Origin of the sequence: Pseudomonas sp. Ps21-P2, assembly GCF_039672565.1 — a bacterium.
Taxonomy (GTDB): Bacteria; Pseudomonadota; Gammaproteobacteria; order Pseudomonadales; family Pseudomonadaceae; genus Aquipseudomonas.
Genome location: NZ_JBDFPL010000002.1, coordinates 234,696 through 254,190, shown reverse-complemented (window position 1 = coordinate 254,190; position 19,495 = coordinate 234,696). Strand labels below are relative to the sequence as shown.

16 protein-coding genes are annotated in these 19,495 nt (G+C 60.7%); 3 read left to right on the top strand and 13 right to left on the bottom strand.

The features are described from left to right. Positions 1-119 precede the first annotated feature (119 nt). Genes ABEH28_RS05045 through ABEH28_RS05035 form a run of 3 tightly spaced genes read left to right on the top strand, consistent with a single transcriptional unit; the run spans position 120 to position 2,296 of the window. Positions 120-911, top strand: coding sequence for a hypothetical protein (locus ABEH28_RS05045; RefSeq protein WP_346629299.1), 792 nt, complete (start codon positions 120-122; stop codon positions 909-911). 45 nt (positions 912-956) lie between these two features. Beyond that, complete coding sequence (locus tag ABEH28_RS05040) at positions 957-1,661, top strand: hypothetical protein (protein WP_346629298.1); 705 nt, start codon at positions 957-959, stop codon at positions 1,659-1,661. Next, complete coding sequence (locus ABEH28_RS05035) at positions 1,658-2,296, top strand: hypothetical protein (RefSeq protein ID WP_346629297.1); 639 nt, start codon at positions 1,658-1,660, stop codon at positions 2,294-2,296. The genes ABEH28_RS05040 and ABEH28_RS05035 overlap by 4 nt, the downstream gene beginning before the upstream one ends. A gap of 7 nt (positions 2,297-2,303) precedes the next feature. Here ABEH28_RS05035 and ABEH28_RS05030 read toward each other — a convergent pair whose 3' ends face one another. The 13 genes from ABEH28_RS05030 to ABEH28_RS04970 form a co-directional block, all read right to left on the bottom strand. Then, entirely contained in the window at positions 2,304-2,900 is a 597-nt protein-coding gene (locus ABEH28_RS05030; RefSeq protein ID WP_192173441.1) for a MarC family protein, read from the bottom strand. Between the two features lie 67 nt (positions 2,901-2,967). Continuing rightward, the gene (locus tag ABEH28_RS05025; protein WP_346629296.1) at positions 2,968-5,763 is read right to left on the bottom strand and encodes a response regulator; all 2,796 of its coding nucleotides are present in this window, start codon (positions 5,761-5,763) and stop codon (positions 2,968-2,970) included. A 93-nt stretch (positions 5,764-5,856) separates the two neighbouring features. Next, positions 5,857-7,152 carry a phosphoribosylamine--glycine ligase gene (purD, locus tag ABEH28_RS05020; RefSeq protein ID WP_346629295.1) on the bottom strand — a complete coding sequence of 432 codons (1,296 nt, stop codon included), beginning with the start codon at positions 7,150-7,152 and terminating at the stop codon, positions 5,857-5,859. Between the two features lie 183 nt (positions 7,153-7,335). Beyond that, positions 7,336-8,943, bottom strand: coding sequence for a bifunctional phosphoribosylaminoimidazolecarboxamide formyltransferase/IMP cyclohydrolase (purH, locus tag ABEH28_RS05015; protein WP_346629294.1), 1,608 nt, complete (start codon positions 8,941-8,943; stop codon positions 7,336-7,338). A 78-nt stretch (positions 8,944-9,021) separates the two neighbouring features. Then, complete coding sequence (fis, locus tag ABEH28_RS05010; protein ID WP_007907419.1) at positions 9,022-9,342, bottom strand: DNA-binding transcriptional regulator Fis; 321 nt, start codon at positions 9,340-9,342, stop codon at positions 9,022-9,024. Further along, the gene (gene dusB / locus ABEH28_RS05005) at positions 9,339-10,352 is read right to left on the bottom strand and encodes a tRNA dihydrouridine synthase DusB (RefSeq protein ID WP_122533752.1); all 1,014 of its coding nucleotides are present in this window, start codon (positions 10,350-10,352) and stop codon (positions 9,339-9,341) included. Before dusB ends, fis begins: the two co-directional genes overlap by 4 nt. 277 nt (positions 10,353-10,629) lie before the next feature. Continuing rightward, a complete protein-coding gene (locus tag ABEH28_RS05000) occupies positions 10,630-12,006 on the bottom strand; it encodes a DUF3426 domain-containing protein (protein ID WP_346629293.1) in 1,377 nt (458 codons plus the stop codon). A 55-nt stretch (positions 12,007-12,061) separates the two neighbouring features. Continuing rightward, the gene (prmA, locus tag ABEH28_RS04995) at positions 12,062-12,940 is read right to left on the bottom strand and encodes a 50S ribosomal protein L11 methyltransferase (protein ID WP_192173436.1); all 879 of its coding nucleotides are present in this window, start codon (positions 12,938-12,940) and stop codon (positions 12,062-12,064) included. A gap of 175 nt (positions 12,941-13,115) precedes the next feature. Then, positions 13,116-14,465 (bottom strand): acetyl-CoA carboxylase biotin carboxylase subunit, encoded by a 1,350-nt coding sequence (gene accC, locus ABEH28_RS04990; RefSeq protein WP_192173435.1) that lies wholly within the window; start codon positions 14,463-14,465, stop codon positions 13,116-13,118. Positions 14,466-14,482: 17 nt separating this feature from the next. Continuing rightward, complete coding sequence (gene accB / locus ABEH28_RS04985; protein ID WP_346626798.1) at positions 14,483-14,935, bottom strand: acetyl-CoA carboxylase biotin carboxyl carrier protein; 453 nt, start codon at positions 14,933-14,935, stop codon at positions 14,483-14,485. An 80-nt stretch (positions 14,936-15,015) separates the two neighbouring features. Then, complete coding sequence (gene aroQ / locus ABEH28_RS04980; RefSeq protein WP_192173433.1) at positions 15,016-15,468, bottom strand: type II 3-dehydroquinate dehydratase; 453 nt, start codon at positions 15,466-15,468, stop codon at positions 15,016-15,018. 152 nt (positions 15,469-15,620) lie between these two features. Beyond that, positions 15,621-17,417 (bottom strand): protein-disulfide reductase DsbD, encoded by a 1,797-nt coding sequence (locus tag ABEH28_RS04975; RefSeq protein ID WP_346629292.1) that lies wholly within the window; start codon positions 17,415-17,417, stop codon positions 15,621-15,623. Between the two features lie 127 nt (positions 17,418-17,544). After that, complete coding sequence (locus tag ABEH28_RS04970) at positions 17,545-19,209, bottom strand: PleD family two-component system response regulator (protein ID WP_346629291.1); 1,665 nt, start codon at positions 19,207-19,209, stop codon at positions 17,545-17,547. Positions 19,210-19,495 lie beyond the last annotated feature (286 nt).

Sequence of the window (19,495 nt, the reverse complement as noted above, 5' to 3'; positions counted from 1 at the left end):
CATGCTGCGCACACACACAGCGCGACGGGCTCTTTGCCACTGCGTTGCGACCCCAGAAAATTCCGTTAACCTCGGTTGTGTCCACGACGGACATTCCCACCAGTTAAAGGAATAACGAAATGACACATGAAGCAAGCCTGACCGACTCTGAACGCCGCGCCTATATCGCCGGTTGCCAACTGGCCGACTGTTCTCACTCGCTGATTGACCACGTTTCAAAGATGGATGTGCCGGCCTTGGACAGTCCACCTCAGGGCGCTGTTGTCGGCAGCAATCTCCTCGCCTTTGCAGAAGGTGTTTCGCGACAGAACAAGCAAGACGTTATGGATTCCTTCCTGTTCGCGACGATGGTGGCTAACAAAGCGTTCAATCCAGAAACTCAGAGTCAGGAGTGGTACGGACGTTTTAACCGAGTGTTGTCAACCCAGGGCTGGTTTTCAACCAACTGGAATTACGCTCGTTATCGCTCCACCCACCAGCGTTTCAGCATGGAACAAGCGGGGCTTGAAATCCTGGGCTCCGCCATTGCTGCTGCGGCTCTGCCCGGACCCGCCAGTGCCGCAATGCTCAAAGTGGCTGGCGATGCCATCGCGGCACTTAGGGCTCAGGAAAAACCGCTGCGTTTGTTCGAACGTCAGACCAAGACTCATCGGGGTGCAAACTTCCGGGTCGGCGCATGTGCGGAGTCTGCTGAAGGAACCGTCACGATGGCGCTGGGCGCGGTCAACTTCTCCGCCAACTCGACCGTCACCGACGTGCTCTTCTGGACATGGAACAGCGCAGACGTTTCGACTTTCCGCGGCGAGGATATGCTGGTGTTCAACACCCGCGCCTACGCGCGGGTCCGCAACCAGGTTCAGGACCAATTGAGCAAGAGCGCTTCTTTGGCCATCTCGGAATTCGAGATCTGAACAAAAGGGAGGCGCCATGCGCCTCCTTTTCTCTGGAGATGTGCCATGCATCAGGGAATGATTGAAACCCGGATCAGCGCAGGGTGCTTATTGTTCATGCACCGTGACTGCACTGAAACCCAAAAGAGCGATATCGCTGACTGCGTGTTGTACACGCAACTGGCGGCCACAAAAAAACACGAACGGTTTGCCGCAACGCCTGCGTGGAACGAGACCTGGCTCGCGGCCTTCACGCGCTTTGGCGGGGTGCTGAAAGCCCATGAGGCAATCAGCTGCCCAGCTCTGGAGCTTGGTCCCGGCTCTGTGTGGGCATGGATGAAAATCAGACTACCGCTCTTCATGCCCAGCGATATGGTATTCGAGGGTGAATCCGCCGCCTGGCGCGCTCTATCCAGCCATCCCGCTCAGCCAGCCTTCGACCTGCTGGCCGCGCAGGTGCTTGAACCGATGACGACGGCGATTCTGGGGGAGATCCGCATCGAGCAGAAAGTGGCGATGCAAATCGCTTTCCTGGATGAAAACGCAGCGCTCTCGGTTGTCCTTGTCACCTTTACTCACCGCTTGCCGCTGAAAAATGACTTTCTTTTCGAGCCTCTGCTGCCCGGCGATATCATCGGCAATGTTGAGTTACGGTTCTACTCTCTTCGCCTGATGGATTTGGTCTACTCGCCGTTTCGGCAAAAGATCAGCCAGGCGCTGGAGGATCGTCGACCCCATCTGGTGTCTGCGCTGGAAGGAGCAGAAGCATGAGCGCTACAGGTGCGGTGGTCGGTAACGGTCTGGTGTCGCTGTCCACCGGCATCAATAAGCAGGACCGCGAGGATCTGTTTGACTGCTTGCTGCGAGCCGAGCGCGTGGCCGGTCAGGTCAGTCGGGATGAGCATTTCACCTACTGGGCGTACCGGTATGGCAAGGCACTGGAGCAACGAAGTTTCGTCAAGTTGAGTCCGATCATGCATGAACCCATGGTGATCCGGAGCGCGTCGGAGCTAGAGGAAATTAGCTTCCGTGTTATCGAATCACACGGGTCCGCTCGGTTGGCGCGACAGGCGCAGGCGTCGCTTCAGGCCATGCAGATTCACCACTACGCGGAGCACTTTTTTGAAAGCATCAACGGGAACAGCGTCATCGCGGGTTTTCAGGTCATTCCATGCGCAGTGGATACGACAGGCGCTGTGATGGTGCTGCTGTGCGGCATCCAGATGACAGGTCACGTCGAGACGCGGGATTTCGACTTCTGGTCTGACTCACGCAGTGAGCTGATGTTGCGCATCACGGGAGGGGCCTACCGTTTTGATCGTCGAGATTATGCGACGCATCGCGATGCCGTCGCCAGGGAGCTGGACGCCCATGGGTCGAGGGCCATTCAGACATTTGCGCTCTGAGCGCGCCTCAGGTCAGCAGGTAGCCCTTGATGCCCGTGAAGATGATCTGGGCCGCGAGTGCGCACACAAACAAGCCCATGAGGCGGCTGACAATCTGTAGCCCCTGATCCCCCAGAATTCGCTCGATGCTGTTGGACAGATAAAGGATCACGCCCACCGTCAGGCTGGCCAGCGCGATGCTGACGATGGCAGTGAGTTTGTCATCCCAATGGGGCTGGCTGATCCCCATGACCAGCAGTGCGCCAATGGTGCCGGGGCCGACGGTGATGGGGATGGTCAGCGGCACGATCGCAACGTCCTGCTGCACGTTGTCGGTCTGCACGCCGGATTTACCCTGGGCCATGGCCAGGGCTGAGATGAACAGCACGCTGCCGGCGCCGATTCTGAAGGCGTCGGCGGTGATGCCGAAGACCCCGAAAATCACCCGCCCGAATAGGTACAGCAAGACGCTGGACACCAGGGTCGCCAAGGCGATCTTCCAGGCCAGCTGCCGGCGTTCCTTGCGCGAATAACCGCGGCTCAGGGAAATGAAACAGGACAGGACGAAGAACGGGCTATAGAGCACCAGCATCTTCAGGTAAACGCTGAACAGCACGTGAAGCATGGTTTGAGCTCATGGCAGCAGACTGGGACGGCGCCAAGTCTATCAGCCCGTCACGGACACTTGGCGGTCAGTTTTGCTCGTAGCGGTCTTCGCCACGGGTGGCGCGCGTCGCCTCATCCCGGGCACGCTGTTCCACCCAGTATTCGACCAGCTCGCGTAACTGCGACAGCTCCACCGGTTTGGACATGTGGCCGTCCATCCCGGACTGGCGCGCGCGATCCTTGTGCTCCGCAAGGATGTGCGCGGTCAACGCCACCACAGGGGTGCGAATGCGCTGGTTGCCGGTTTCCCAGGCGCGGAACTGCTGTGTGGCCGAGAACCCGTCAAGGATCGGCATTTCGCAATCCATCAGCACCAGGTCATAGCGCTGGGTCTTCATCGCCAGCAGCGCCTCTTCGCCATTGCTGGCGGTGTCCGGCTGCAGGTTGAGCTTGCCGAGCATGCCGCGAATGACCTTGGTGGAAATGCTGTTGTCTTCGGCGACCAGAATGCGGAAATCGCTGGGCACATCGATGTCGCTGATCAGCCCGGGCACCGCAGGGAAGGGCGCGTTACCTTTGTTGCGCTGATTGAGCTCGTCCGCCAGCGTGGTCTTCAGCGTGTACCCGGCGACCGGTTTGGCGAGGATGCGTTTGACCCCGGCATTGCGCGCGATGACCTTGCTCGGCGCGTTGCTGATACCCGTGAGCATGATCAACAGAATGTCGTGGTTCAGGCTCGGGTCTTCCTTGATCTTGGCGGCCAGTTGCATGCCGGTCATGCCGGGCATGTTCTGATCGAGCAAGACGATATCGAAGTAGTCGCGCAGGTGAGCCTTGGTGCGCAGCAGCGCCAGTGCTTCCTTGCCCGATGGCACGGCGCTGACGTTCAGCCCCCACGCGCTGCACTGCTGGACCAGCACCTTGCGGCAGGTGTCGTTGTCGTCGACCACCAGAACCCGCGCGCCTTTGAGCGGGCTGTCCAGATCGGCGGGTGGCTGCTCCAGTCGTTCTGCATCAAGGGGCAGACTCAGCCACAGCGTGCTGCCCTGATTGGTGCCGCTCTGGATGCCGAACTCACCGTTCATCAACAGGATCAGCTGTCGGGCAATGACCAGCCCCAGGTGACCGCCGACCTTGCTGGCAGCCAGGAAGTTCTTGCTATGCAGCTCGGCGTGCAGCAGTGCGTCGCGTTCCTTGGCCGTCAGCGGCGTGCCGCTGTCCTGCACGGCGATGCGCAGCCGTGGCTTGCCGCCGCGGGAGTCGAGGGCGACGACCAACAGGATCTCGCCCTCGTCGGTCTTCTTTAAGGCGTTCTCCAGCAGACTGAGCAGCGTCTGCCGCAGGCGTGTCGGGTCACCGCTGATGACGCGCGGCACCTGGGGCTGAATGAAGCTGATCAGCTCGACACTTTGCTGCTCGGCCTTGGCGCGGAAGATACTCAGGCAATCCTCGATCATCGCGTTGAGGTCGAACTGCACGTCATCCAGCTCGATCTGCCCTGACTCCAGTTTGGTGATGTCGAGGATTTCGTTGATCAGGGTGAGCAGTTCGTTGCCGGCGCTGTGAATGGTCTGCACGTAATCGCGCTGTTTGACCGACAGCGGCGTGCCCAGCAGCAACTCGGTCATCCCCAGCACGCCGTTCATGGGGGTGCGAATCTCGTGACTGATCTTCGCCAGAAACTCGGCCTTGGCGTTGATCTCTGCCGTGCTCGCCGCCAGTTCGCGGCTGATGCTGAAATTGTCTTCGGTGATGCTGCGATGACGTTCGCTGAGAGCGATGCTCATCAGCAGGCCGCACAGGCAGAACACCGCCAATACCCCGATGATCAGCGTCTGCGCGGGAAAGCTTGTCAGCCAGAGCATGGCCGGCAGCACCACGAGATTGCCGAGATTGAACGCGATCATGGCGATCACAAACGGTCGGGCAGGGGAGTAACCCTTCTGCAGGTGGTAGATCGACACCAGGGTGATGCTGACCGTGGTCAATGCCACCAGCAGGAACGTCATGATGTTCAGTGGCAGCGTTTCAACGAACAGCACCAGCAGAGCGCCAAAGCCGACCACCAGCAGCACGCCCATCAGCAGCCGGTTGAGCATCTCGACCCCGCGCTGAATGAAGAAACAGTACGTGTACATCAGGCCTGTCGCGGCGGCGAGCAGCAGAGCCAGGTGAGCGCTCGGCGTCTGCGCCAGATGCCAGCGCGGCAGCCATGGCGCCTGAAGGTTGAGCAGCAGTAAGGCGCTCAGCCCCAGAAACGCCTCGCACGCTGCCAGCCACAAGCTACTGACCGAGCGGGACTGGGCGAAGCGCGTGAGGTTCTGCACGATCAGCATGGCCAGCGAACCGAAGAACAGGCCGAGCAGCAGGGGGCGGCGCTCGTCTGCGGCACTGGTGACGGCGGACTGCAGAGTGATGTTCGGGCGCAGTTCCTGTTCGGATTTGAGGCGCAAATACAGGTCGAGGGGCTTGTCGCTCTGGGGCACCGGCAGCAGGAAGTCCAGTGACGGCAGGGGTTGGGCTCCGCGCGGCACCCGGTTACCGGAGCGCGAATGATCGATCAGGCTGTCGCCGTCGAGCACGTACATGTCGACCGTCGCCAGGTCGGGCGCGAAGATCCGCACCAGTTGCTCATGGGTGGTCGGGGGCAGGCGGTAGTGCAGCCACAATGCGGCGTCGCGGCTGGTCGCGCGCACTTGATCGAGTTCGACCGGGCTGAACTGGGATTCGTAGTGGGGGGAGCGGACGTCGCTGAGGTTCAGGTTCGCCTGGTCGTCGACAAGGGTTGACCAGCCTGCACTGACCTCGGCGGCGGCGGAGGATATACAGAGCAGGGTCAGCAATGTGACGGTCAAACGAGTGGCAATCCTGAGCCAGCGCACGGCGAAATCCCTTCGTGAATGAAGCCTGTTTAACTCTGGGGCACCGGATGAACGATCAGCGACTCAACGAGGAGTCGCTGATCGGGCCGAGGCTCACGCTAGATCTTCGCCGCGTTCCCGGGCAATGGCACGGTAGCCAATGTCCTTGCGGTAGAAACAACCGTTCCAGTCAATCTTTGCCGCCAGTTCGTACGCTTGTTTCTGCGCATCGCCAACGGTGTCGCCCAGGGCCGTTGCGCACAGCACGCGACCGCCGGAGGTCACGATACGGCCATCCTGCAACGCGGTGCCAGCGTGGAACACTTTGCCCGGCAACGCGGCCGCAGCATCCAGCCCGTGAATCTCGTCGCCCTTGGCGTAGTCGGCCGGGTAACCGCCGGCTGCCAGTACGATTCCCAGACTCGGACGCGGATCCCACTGAGCATCCACTGTATCCAGCGTTTGCGCCAGAGCGGCTTCAACCAGCGATACCAGGCTCGACTGCAGACGCAGCATGACCGGCTGGGTTTCCGGATCACCAAAGCGGCAGTTGAACTCGATGACTTTCGGGTTGCCAGCCTTGTCGATCATCAGACCAGCATAGAGGAAACCGGTGTAAATGTTGCCCTCGGCAGCCATGCCCCTGACGGTCGGCCATATGACCTGATCCATCACGCGCTGGTGAACCTCGGCGGTGACCACAGGGGCCGGGGAATATGCGCCCATGCCACCCGTGTTCGGGCCGCTGTCGCCGTCGCCGACGCGTTTGTGGTCCTGGCTGGTGGCCATGGGCAACACGTTCTTGCCGTCGACCATGACGATGAAGCTGGCTTCTTCGCCATCGAGGAATTCCTCAATCACCACCCGCGAACCCGCGTCGCCGAAGGCATTGCCGGCCAGCATGTCGCGCACGGCGTCTTCTGCTTCCGCGAGGGTCATCGCGACGATTACGCCTTTGCCTGCTGCCAGGCCGTCAGCCTTGATGACGATCGGCGCGCCTTTCTCTTGCAGGTACGCCAGTGCCGGTTCGATCTCGGTGAAGTTCTGGTAGTCGGCGGAGGGAATAGCGTGGCGCGCCAGGAAATCCTTGGTGAAGGCTTTGGAGCCTTCCAGCTGCGCGGCGCCCTTGGTCGGGCCGAAGCAGTTCAGGCCACGGGCGCGGAACAGGTCGACAACACCGGCCACCAGCGGCACTTCCGGGCCTACGATGGTCAGCGCGACGTTCTTCTCGGCGAAGTCGGCGAGTTGTTCAAGCGCCAATACGTCGATGGCAACGTTTTCGCACTTGGCTTCAGTGGCAGTACCCGCATTGCCCGGTGCGACGAAGACTTTCTCGACACGAGCGTCCTGCGCGACCTTCCAGGCCAGAGCGTGTTCACGGCCACCGCTGCCAATGATCAAAACATTCATTTCCAAAACCTCAATAACGACAACGCGTAAAAATCCGAAGGCAAACAGTGTGGAACGCCGAACGCAGACTGTGGGACCGGCTTTAGCCGGGAAGAGGACAGTACATCCGACACATCTGTCGGGTCAGTCATGCCGCCTTCCCGGCTAACGCCGGTCCTACAAAAGCCAACAGCGTAAACCGTATCAGTGACGGAAATGGCGCATGCCGGTGAATACCATCGCGATGCCTGCTTCGTCCGCTGCCGCAATCACCTCGGCGTCGCGCATCGAGCCGCCTGGCTGGATCACTGCGGTGATGCCAACCTTGGCCGCATTGTCGATGCCGTCGCGGAACGGGAAGAACGCATCGGAAGCCATGACAGCGCCCTGCACCTGCAAACCGGCGTGTTCGGCCTTGATCGCCGCGATGCGCGCGGAGTTCACGCGGCTCATCTGGCCTGCGCCGACGCCGATGGTCTGGCGGTTCTTGGCGTAGACAATGGCGTTGGACTTCACGTACTTGGCGACTTTCCAGGCGAAGATCAGGTCGTGGACTTCCTGCTCGGTCGGCGCACGTTGGGTGACCACTTTCAGGTCGTCGGCGCCGATCATGCCGATGTCGCGGCTCTGCACCAGCAGTCCACCGTTGACGCGCTTGTAATCCCAGGCCGGCGCGCGCTCGGCGTCCCACTGGCCGCTGGTCAACAGGCGCACGTTGGCTTTGCTGGCGATGATGGCCTGGGCTTCGGCGCTGACGCTCGGGGCGATGATCACTTCGACGAACTGACGCTCGACGATGGCCTTGGCCGTGTCGGCATCCAGTTCACGGTTGAAGGCGATGATGCCGCCGAACGCCGATTCGCTGTCGGTGGCATAGGCCAGTTCGTAGGCCTGACGAATCCCGCCTTCGGCATCCGGGCTGACTGCAACGCCGCACGGGTTGGCGTGCTTGACGATCACGCACGCGGGTTTGACGAAGCTCTTCACGCACTCAAGCGCCGCGTCGGTATCGGCGACGTTGTTGTAGGAAAGCTCTTTGCCTTGCAGCTGGGTCGCGGTGGCGATGCCCACTTCGGCGGGCTTGGCTTCAACGTAGAACGCCGCGCTCTGGTGCGGGTTCTCGCCGTAGCGCATTTCCTGCGCCTTGACGAACTGAGTGTTGAAGGTGCGCGGGAATTCGCTGCGGCCTTCGGTGCTCAGGGTTTCAGCGGACTGGTCAACGCTGCCCAAGTAGTTGGCGATCATGCCGTCGTAGGCCGCGGTGTGCTCGAAAGCCTTGAGCATCAGATCGAAGCGCTGCGCGTAAGTCAGGCCACCGGACTTGAGGCTTTCCAGCACGTTCGTGTAATCGCTGGCGTTGACGACGATGGCGACGTCTTTGTGGTTTTTAGCGGCGGAGCGAACCATGGTCGGGCCGCCGATATCGATGTTCTCGATGGCCGTAGGCAGGTCGCAGCCCGGCTTGGAAACCGTGGCTTCGAACGGATAGAGATTCACGGCGACCAGGTCGATCGGCTTGATGCCGTGTTCGCTCATGATGGCGTCGTCGATGCCGCGACGGCCGAGGATGCCGCCGTGGATTTTCGGGTGCAGCGTCTTGACCCGGCCGTCCATCATTTCAGCGAAGCCGGTGTAATCGGCGACTTCTACTGCGGCAACGCCGTTGTCCTTGAGCAGCTTGAACGTACCGCCAGTGGAGAGGATCTCGACACCGAGGGCTTCGAGTTCACGCGCGAATTCAAGGATGCCGGTCTTGTCGGATACGCTGATCAAGGCGCGGCGGATCGGCAGGCGGGTCGTCTGGTCGGTCATCTCAACTTCCATCAAAAGCAAAAGAATTTTGCAAAAAAAACGACCGCATTGAAGTGAGGTCGCTTGTTTTTCGGATGCTTACAGCAGGTCGTACTGCTTGAGTTTCTTGCGCAGGGTGCCGCGGTTCAGCCCCAGCAGCTCGGAGGCCTTGGTCTGGTTGCCCTTCACGTAGTTCATCACGCACTCGAGCAACGGCGCCTCGACTTCCGAGAGCACCAGGTTGTAGACATCAGTGACGGCCGCACCTTCCAGATGAGCGAAGTAGTTGTGCAACGCCTTCTCGACGCTTCCGCGCAGGGTCTGACCCTCTTCGCTCGGCGTATTGAGGTGTTGTTTCAAATTGACGTTGTCGCTCACGGGTGTTGTTCCACTCACTAAAGTCTCAGTCATCATCGTCATGCGGCCACCTCTTCTTCGTTCCCTGCCGGGCGGGATTTATCGCGCTGGGAAAAGAACTCCCGAACGTTGGCGCACTGTGCTTCTGTATCGTCCAAACGGTTGAAAAGGGCGCGAAACTCCCGGGCGCCCGGCAACGTTGCGAGGTACCAGCCGACGTGTTTGCGGGCGATTCGCACGCCCATCACGTCGCCATAGAACGTGTGAAGCGCAGCCAGATGCTCTAGCAGAATGCGTTCCACTTCACCGACGGGCAGGCCCGGAAGTTTTTCCCCGGTCTGCAGGTAGTGTTCTATCTCGCGAAAAATCCATGGGCGCCCCTGGGCGGCCCGGCCAATCAACAGCCCGTCAGCGCCGGTAGCGTCGAGGACGTAGCGGGCCTTTTCCGGTGAATCGATGTCGCCGTTGGCAAACACCGGGATGGACACCGCCTGCTTGATGGCGGCGATGGTGTCGTACTCGGCTTCACCGGTGTAGAGATCGGCACGGGTTCTCCCGTGTACCGCCAGTGCCTGAATGCCGGCTTGCTCGGCGATTCTGGCGACGGTCAGACCGTTCTTGTTCGCCCGGTCCCAGCCGGTGCGAATCTTCAGCGTGACCGGTACCTCGACTGCCGCGACCACCGCGTGCAGGATTTCGGTCACTAACTGTTCATCTTTCAACAGCGCCGAGCCAGCGGCCTTGTTGCAGACCTTTTTTGCCGGGCAACCCATGTTGATGTCGATGATCTGCGCGCCGAGTTCGACGTTGGCGCGTGCTGCATCCGCAAGCATCTGCGGGTCCCCGCCAGCGATCTGTACCGAGCGTGGCTCGGGATCGCCTTCGTGAATCATGCGCAACCGCGACTTGCGGCTGTTCCAGAGGCTCATGTCGCTGGTGACCATTTCCGAGACCACCAGGCCTGCGCCGAGCTGGCGACAGAGTTGTCGGAAGGGCTGGTCGGTGACACCCGCCATCGGGGCGAGAATCAAGCCGTTTTGCAATGTGTAAGGGCCGATGCGTACCGCCGACATAGGGTGACCTGTTGTGGGGCCGAATCACGAGGTCTGGTCCGAAAAGTGCTTCAGCGCCAATTCAGACGGGACCCAGAGTATGAAAAAGGGTGGGCATGATACCCGCTCTCGATGACTGGATAAAGGCTGAATTGGATAAAATCTGAACAGCTCCGTTCTTATCGCGAACGGTTAGGTTTAGGCCGGTATTGTCATAAAAGTGTCGTCGGATTTCGGGCATCCCGTCCCGCGCAGGGTGCTGCATTTCGGTGCGGACAAACCCGCAACGGGCGGTGTTTTACTCCGGCGAACGGAAGCTCAGGCTGTAGTTCGCCGCCTTGGGGCCCGGATCGAGAATGTCCAGTGCGATATGAATCGGCGTCTGCGGCGGCATCTCGTCCTTGCCCGCCAGCTCGCCGCTCAGGTACTCGCCCGGTTTGAATCGACGACTGGCGATCAACTGACCGGTCGCATCGGCAAAGCGTAGTTCGAGCAGCGGGAACGGCTGGGAAAAGGACGCGCGGTTGTAGATGATCGCGTCAACCACCAGCGCACCCTGGAATTCGGGGTGGCTGCGCACGACAAGGTTGCTGCTCTTGAGCAGTTTGATATCGACCTTGGACGGGACCTTGCAGCCGAGTGTCGGGCACAGATCCTGGAAGAGGGGGCGGTACTGATCCTGCCGCGCGAGTTCTTCGAAGTGGTAGGCAACGTATTGCCCGGCCAGCGCGCCCAACGCAATCAGGATCAACAGCATCCACAGCAGGCGCCGACCCCAGCGCGGTTTGGGTTTTTGCCAGGACAACTGCAGCGGATCATCCGTCAGATCGAGCAACGCCCTGTCCCGCAGACCCGGTTCATTGCGCCCGCCGCGCTTGCCGCCGGCAGCAGCGAGCGGGGCCTCGTCGTCTTCATCATCGTGACGGGCGCTGAGGCGATCCTGATCGTCATGGGTGTCGAGGGCGGAGAAGCGTTCCGACGGCTGATCATCGGGTTCGCCTTGAGGCTGGAGCGAGTGGGGGCGAGCCGATTCGTCGTCCAGGTCGTCCGGGGTCAGCGAGAATGACGGCTCGGTGCGATGACGGTCCTGCGGGTTGATCGGCTCGTCCAGCGGGCCTTCGTCTATCGTGTGGTCGGTATGCTCTTCGCGTTCCTCAAGCACTTCGGCGCGCAGTTCGGGGAGCCGGTCGACATCGTCGTGACTCATGCCGTGGGCCCACGACTCCTGCGCGACGTCAGGCTCGTCACGCCTTGCGCTGAAGGACTCGACTTCGTCTTGATCGAGCGCCTTGCTGACACGACCGAAGGACTCGGGCAGCTGAATCTCGCGCTGTTCGAGACGGGCCAGTTCCACGTCGAGATCGTCCAGGTCCAGGCTGTCCAGATCGACTTCACGCTCTTCACGCTTGACCGGCAGTGGCGCTGGCTGGGTGACAACGAGTGACTGCGACGCGAGAATTTCCGGTTTTTTCTCAACGGATTCAGTATTTGGCACTGAAGTCAGCGGCGCTTCCGGGGGTCTCCCGCCGCGTTGTTCCAGCAGCTGCTTTGCGGCGTTGAACACCTGCAGGCATGAGCCACAGCGCACCATGCCTCGGGCCACGCTCAACTGAGCGTGACTGACGCGGAAACTGGTCTGGCAATGCGGGCACTGAGTGACGAAGCTGTCGGTCATGCGGGTATCCGGGGTTAAAGAGCGCCTGATGGTTGGATCTTAGGGCAACTGGCTGTCAGCGGCGACGACCGGTGATCCGTACCCAGCCTTCGCGGTTGGCAATCGGGTCCAGCTCGAAGGTGTCGGCGTAGGCGGCAGCGACTTCATCGCCTTGCTCGGCAAGGATTCCGGACAGCGCCAGACGGCCGCCGGGCTTGACCAGGCTCGCCAACTGCGGCGCCAGAGAAACCAGCGGGCCGGCGAGGATATTGGCGACCAACACGTCGGCCTGCACCTGGGGCAGGTCTTCAGGCAAGTACAACGGAAATTTCTCGGCCGGGACGTTGTTGCGGCCGGCATTGTCGCGCGAGGCTTCGAGGGCCTGGACGTCGATGTCGGTGCCGACCGCCTGTTCGGCGCCCAACAGCAACGCGGCGATGGCGAGAATGCCGGAACCGCAGCCGAAATCCAGCACATTACAGCCGGCGAGGTCCTGACCGTCGAGCCACTCAAGGCACAGCGCAGTGGTCGGGTGGGTGCCCGTGCCGAACGCCAGGCCCGGGTCGAGCAACAGATTGACTGCGTCGGGTTCCGGCGCGGCGTGCCAGCTCGGCACGATCCACAACCGCTGGCCGAAGCGCATCGGGTTGAAGTTGTCCATCCAGCTGCGTTCCCAATCCTGATCTTCGATCACTTCATGGGTGTGTTCCGGCAGCTCGGCGTCGGTGAGCAATCTCAGGTGAGCGAGCACGTGATCGGCATCGGTGTCGGCTTCGAACAGCGCCAGCAGGTGCGTGTGCGACCACAGCGGCGTGGTGTTCAGCTCTGGCTCGAAGATCGGCTGGTCTTCAGCGTCCATGAACGTCACCGATACGGCGCCGACTTCGAGCAGCGCGTCTTCGTAGGTTTCGGCTTGTTCTGGGCTAATGGCGAGACGGACTTGCAGCCAAGGCATGGCGGGTGACCTTCGAGTTGGAAAATTGAAAGGGGGCCGACGGCCACGAAAGACCGGCAAGTTTACGGGGTTCGCGGGGAAACAACAAAGCGGGTGTCGCAGCGATGCCGGTCCTGCTAAAACCAACAAAGCCGCTCGAGAGCGGCTTTGTTGGTCTGTCGCACTTACTGGCGGATCAATGCTTGTCAGCGGCCAGCTTGTGTTCCAGGTAGTGAATGTTGACGCCGCCTTCGCAGAAGCCTTCATCGCGGGTCAGATCACGGTGCAGCGGGATGTTGGTCTTGATGCCGTCGACCACGATTTCATCCAGGGCGTTACGCATGCGCGCCATGGCTTCATCGCGAGTGGCGCCCCAGGTGATCAGCTTGCCGATCAGCGAGTCGTAGTTGGACGGAACCTTGTAGCCGCTGTACAGGTGCGAATCCACACGCACGCCGTTGCCGCCCGGCGCGTGGAAATGCTTGACCAGGCCCGGACTCGGAACGAAGGTTTTCGGGTCTTCAGCGTTGATCCGGCATTCCAGCGCATGCCCGGTGATGACCACGTCATCCTGGGTGTACGACAGCTTGTTGCCGGCGGCGATGCTGAGCATCTCCTTGACGATGTCGATACCTGTGACCATTTCCGATACCGGGTGCTCCACCTGAACACGGGTGTTCATTTCGATGAAGTAGAAGCGGCCGTTCTCGTACAGGAACTCGAACGTGCCAGCGCCACGGTAGCCGATGTCGATGCACGCTTTGACACAGGCCGCGAACACGTCCTTGCGGGCTTGTTCGTCGATGAAGGGCGCCGGCGCTTCTTCCAGGACCTTCTGGTGACGGCGCTGCAGAGAGCAGTCGCGATCGCCCAGGTGGATCGCGTGGCCCTGACCGTCGGAAATCACCTGAACTTCCACGTGACGTGGGTTGGTCAGGTATTTTTCCAGGTAGACCATCGGATTGCTGAACCAGGCAGCCGCTTCAGCACGGGTCTGCTTGGCCGCTTCGATCAGGTCTTCTTCCTTGTGCACCACGCGCATGCCGCGACCACCGCCGCCGCCAGCGGCTTTGATGATCACCGGATAGCCGACTTCACGGCCGATGCGCAGCGCCGTTTCTTCGTCTTCCGGCAACGGGCCGTCGGAACCGGGAACGGTTGGCACCTTGGCAAGCTTCATGGCGTCTTTGGCGGAAACCTTGTCACCCATCAGGCGAATGGTTTCGGCTTTCGGGCCGATGAACGCGAAGCCGGATTTCTCGACCTGTTCGGCAAAGTCTGCGTTTTCCGCGAGGAAACCGTAGCCCGGGTGAATCGCCGTGGCGCCGGTCAGCTCAGCTGCCGAAATAATGGCCGGAATGTTCAGGTACGACAGGTTGGCTGGCGCCGGGCCGATACAGACGGTTTCGTCTGCCAGGCCAAGGTGCATCAGCTCACGGTCTGCCGTGGAATGGACCGCGACGGTCTTGATGCCCAGTTCTTTACAGGCACGCAAGATGCGCAAGGCGATTTCGCCGCGGTTGGCGATCAGGACTTTTTCCAACATCGCAGGCTCTCCCCGGTTCAAACGATGGTGAACAGCGGCTGGTCATACTCAACCGGCTGACCGTTTTCTACCAGGATGGATTCGATCGTGCCGCTGACTTCAGCTTCGATGTGGTTCATCATTTTCATCGCTTCAACGATGCAGATGGTGTCGCCTTTCTTGACGGTCTTGCCGACTTCAACGAACGCTGGCGAGCCAGGCGCCGGGGTGCGGTAGAAGGTGCCGACCATTGGAGATTTGACGACGGTGCCGTTGAGCTTCGGAGCAGAAGGTGCTTCCGCGGCGGCCACTGGCGCTGCAACCGGGGCAGGTGCCGGAGCGGCAACCGGAGCAGGCGCGTAGTACTGCTGTGCTGGAGTCTTGCTGTGACGGCTGATCCGTACGGATTCTTCGCCTTCACGGATTTCCAATTCGTCGATGCCGGACTCTTCCAGCAATTCGATCAGTTTCTTGACTTTACGGATATCCATTAATCATCAACTCCCAAGGGACGGTCAGGGGGATTTGGTAGCCGGTTCAGGCGGTCTGGCTCAGTGCGGGACTGTGCCGTTCACGCTTTCGAACTCTTGGCCAATTGTTCCAGGGCGGCCTCCAGGGCCAGTCGGTAACCGCTGGCGCCAAGGCCGCAGATCACGCCTACAGCAACATCTGAAAAGTAGGAGTGATGGCGGAAAGGTTCGCGCTTGTGCACGTTCGACAGGTGCACTTCGATGAATGGGATGCTCACTCCCAGCAACGCGTCACGTATCGCAACGCTTGTGTGCGTAAAAGCAGCCGGATTGATCAGGATGAAGTCCACGCCTTCATCGCGCGCAGCGTGGATGCGATCGATCAGCTCGTATTCAGCGTTGCTCTGCAGGTACATCAGGTGGTGACCGGCTTCGCGCGCACGCTGTTCCAGATCCTGGTTGATATCGGCCAACGTGACCGAGCCATAGATTCCCGGTTCACGGGTTCCCAGCAGGTTCAGGTTAGGTCCGTGAAGAACCAGAAAAGTCGCCATCGAGTGTTCCTTGTTGTTCGCGTTTTCGACGCTCACGCACAGAGTGAGCCGCTGATGGGCAGCGACTATGCCGGAAAGTACGATGGACTGTCCAGTTACCCACAATATTCAGCACGATGCCCGATGTTCGCGCGAAGTTTGTGACCATGACGCTAAATTTGGTCATTTGCTCTAGAAAGGCGCTCTGCGAAGGCTTCGACGTCGATTTCGCCGACGACACGCACGTTTTCCAGCTCGTTGCCGTTTTTTCCGAAAAACAGCAGCGCTGGAGGGCCAAACAGTTTGTAGCGATCCAGCAAGGCGCGTTGCTCGGCGTTACTGTCGGTCATGTCGAAACGGACCAGCCTGAAAGCGCCTAGCTCACTGGCAATTTTCGGGTCCGGCAGAACTTCGTGCTCGATGACCTTGCAGCTGATGCACCAGTCCGCGTACCAGTCGACCAGGACCGGCTGACCTGCGCTTTTGGACTCCGCAAGAATTCGGTCCAGTTCACTCGCCTGGGTCACCGTCTGCCAGCGGCTGTCGGACTTTGGCTGGGCCCCGCTCGCAATGACTTGAGCCTGACCCAGCGGGCGCATCGGGTCAGTCTGACCACTCAGCGCGCCGTACCAGCACGCGAGGGCGTACACCAGCAGGAACAGACCCAGCAATTGGGCAATGCGGCCTCGGGTGGTCTTTTCGCCCAGCTCCAGCGCACCCAGAAAGACCGCAACGCCGGCTCCTAGCAGCCCGATCAACAGCAACGTGGCTTGCCCCGGAATCACCCGGCTCAGCAAACCGATGGCCAGGGCCAGCAACAGCACGCCGATGGCGTTCTTGACCGCAACCAGCCATGGCCCGCTTTTCGGCAGCCACGCCGCGCCACCCGTCGCCACCATCACCAGTGGAGCGCCCATGCCCAGGCCCAAAGCGAACAGCTTCAAAGCTCCGCCCAGCGCATCGCCGCTCGCGCTTATATAAAGCAGTGCGCCGGCCAATGGTGCCGAGACACAAGGCGAGACCAGCAGGCTTGAAACCACGCCCAGAACCGCTGCTCCCCACAAGGATCCGCCCTGGGTATTGCCTGCGATGCGGTCCAGCCGGTCATTGAGCGCGCGGGGCAGGCGCAGCTCGAACGCGCCGAACATGGCGATAGCGAAGAGCGCAAAGAACCCGGCGAACGGCACGAGGACCCATGCCGACTGCAGGCGTGCTTGCAGGTTGAGACTGGCGCCAAACATGCCCATCAGTGCGCCGAGGATGGCGAAGCAGACCGCCATCGGCAGCACGTAGGCTAGGGACAAAGAGAAACCGCGTAGCCCGCCGATCTGCCCCCGCAGGACCACGCCGGAGAGGATCGGCAGCATGGGCAATACGCACGGCGTAAAGGTCAGCCCGACGCCGGCGAGGAAAAACAGAGCCAGTTGTTTCCAGCTGAAGGAGGGTACCGGTTGCTTATTGCCTGATGGCGCCGCAGCCGATGCGACGGCAGAAGAGGTCGCGCTGCCGCCGATGCTCAAGCGCTGGGTTTCCGGCGGGTAGCAGAGCCCCTTGTCCGCGCATCCCTGATAGGTGACGACTAGCGTGAAAGGGCGGTCGTCCCCGGCGTTGCGCGGCAAGTTGACGTCGAGAATGCCGTGATAGACCTCGACGTCGCCAAAGTACTCGTCGTGTTTCTTTTCGCCGTCTGGCAGTTGCGCGGCGCCGAGGCCGATGTCGGCGGGCTCGGTGCGAAATTGAAAGCGATGGCGATACAGGTAGTAGCCTTCGGTGGCGACAAACTGCAACTTGATGGAGTCAGCGGTGGTGTCGCCCAGGTTCAGCTGGAACGCCTGGCGAACCGGGAGGAAATCCTTGCTGTTGTCGACTGCTGCGCTGCCCAGTGTGGGGCTCGATCTGTTCTCCAGAAAGCTCGCGCCGACAGCGGGGAGGGCACAGATCAGCAGTAGCAGACAAAGCAGGCGGCGCATGGCGGTCTCGCATCACAGAAGTCCGCGCATGATAGCGGAGTGGCTGCGGGCGTGCAGGGAGGGCTTGAGTTTTTCGGTCTGCTTCGGTCTGAAAATGATGTAGGACGCAGCGGTCAAGACGCAGCGGTCAAACAGTGTCCGGCTGGGTGTTTTTGCTCAAGGGCGACACTGCAACGCGCTCCTTGAGCCCATGCACCTGATTGCGGCCAGCTTTTTTTGCGCGGTACAGCGCTTCGTCTGCTTGCGAGGCCATCATCAGCGCATCGTCGTCCTCGGCGATTTCCACCACCCCGGCGCTGAACGTGCAGAACAGATCAACGGGCTGCGCGGGGTAGTGGATTTCGGCGAAGCGCTGGCGGATTTCGTCGAGCACGCCGTGGGCGGCTGCCAGATCCGTGTCCGGCATGACCACCGCGAACTCTTCACCGCCATAGCGACCGATGTAATCGGTCTTGCGCAGGCGTTGCTTGAGGAACAGCGCCAGGCTCTTGATCACACGGTCGCCCATGGGATGGCCGTGGCTGTCGTTGACCTTCTTGAAGTGGTCGATGTCCAGCATGGCGAAGCTTAGCGGCTTGTTCTCCCGCCGCGAGCGGAAGCTGCAATCTTCGAGCAATTGCAGGATGTGCGTGTGGTTGTACAGGCCGGTCAGGCTGTCGCGGACCATGCGCGCTTTTAGGTTGCGCGCCCGTGCCGCACGATTGCGCACGGTGGTGATCAGGTGGCGAGGCTTGATGGGTTTGGTAAGAAAATCGTCGCCGCCTTCGCTCATCGCATCCAGCTGTTTATCCAGATCGTCCTCAGCCGAGAGGTAGATGATCGGCACGCTGACGTAGCGGTCATTGTGGCGGATCACCTTGGCCAGCTCGGTGCCGGTGCAGCCGGGCATGTACATGTCGAGAATGATCAGGTCAGGCTGAAATTCGGCCAGTTCAGCCATGGTCTTGATCGGGTCGAGCAGGGTCCGGGTGACGATTCCGGCGCCGTTGAGCAAGCGCTCGGTGTGTGTGGCCTGGGCGCGCGAATCATCGATGATCAGGACTTTGTACGGTTCGTACTGCGCGACCCGGGTCAGGATTTCGATCTTCTCCAGCAGGCTGGAGGCCTCAAGCGTGCCGGTCAGAAATTCTTCCCCTCCGGCGCGCACGGCCGCAAGGCGTGTGGGGGTGTCCGTCTCGTGATGGCTGAAAAACAGCAGCGGCAGTTTTTGCTCCAGTCCTTCCTGCATTTGAGTGGCGAGCTTCAGGCCTTGGCCCGGGCCACCGAAGTCGACATCCATGACGACGGCGGCGGGCAAGCGCTCGGCCATGGTCATGTGGAAGGAGTCGACGTTTGCGAGTGACTGCGCGCTCAGGCCGAAGAACTCCAGCTGCTTGGCCAGACGTTCGCCGCGTTCATGATCCTGCAGGACGATATAGATCGGCTTGCGCAGGGGCGGCAGGGCGGTTTGCTCAAGGCGGTCGCCGTGCCTGAGGCCGGTTCGGGACAGGCGTTGCATCAGGCGATTGAGGTCGGTAATCAGGGCGCTGCTCAAACGGCCTCGGTTGGCCTCGACGTCAAGCAACGCCAGGTTGATCGCGGTCGCCAGTTGCACGTGCTCGGCCTGCTCGAAGCGTTCGGCGAAACGCAGCAGGCGCTGGTTGGCCTCGCTGAGTTCAGCCATGTCCGTTGCCGACCATTCACTTTGCTGCAGGCGTTGCCACACCTCAAGAATCTGACGGGCCTGATGGATAACGCGTTGGGCAAAGTGGTGTTTGAGCCGGTCGCGGCTCGGATCTTCTGCTTCGGTCATGTGCTGACTTCTTTACAGGGGAAACCCCGATATAAATGCTGGCGCTATGCTAGCACTACTTCTCCGGATCAGGATTGCCGCAAGTCATTTTCTCGTCATTTTTGACGGTTTTATCCGTCAAATTTCTATCTTTAAACCCATTTGAGTGTTCGAACCAGTTGGTTCAGTTCAAGGCAGGAAGCGTAGCTGCGGATAGCGGGATAGGAGAATGGATAAGGTGCCTTTGGCCGGGGACGCGCTCGACTCAGCTGCTAAACAATTGCACCTGCCACTACATTCCTGCCAA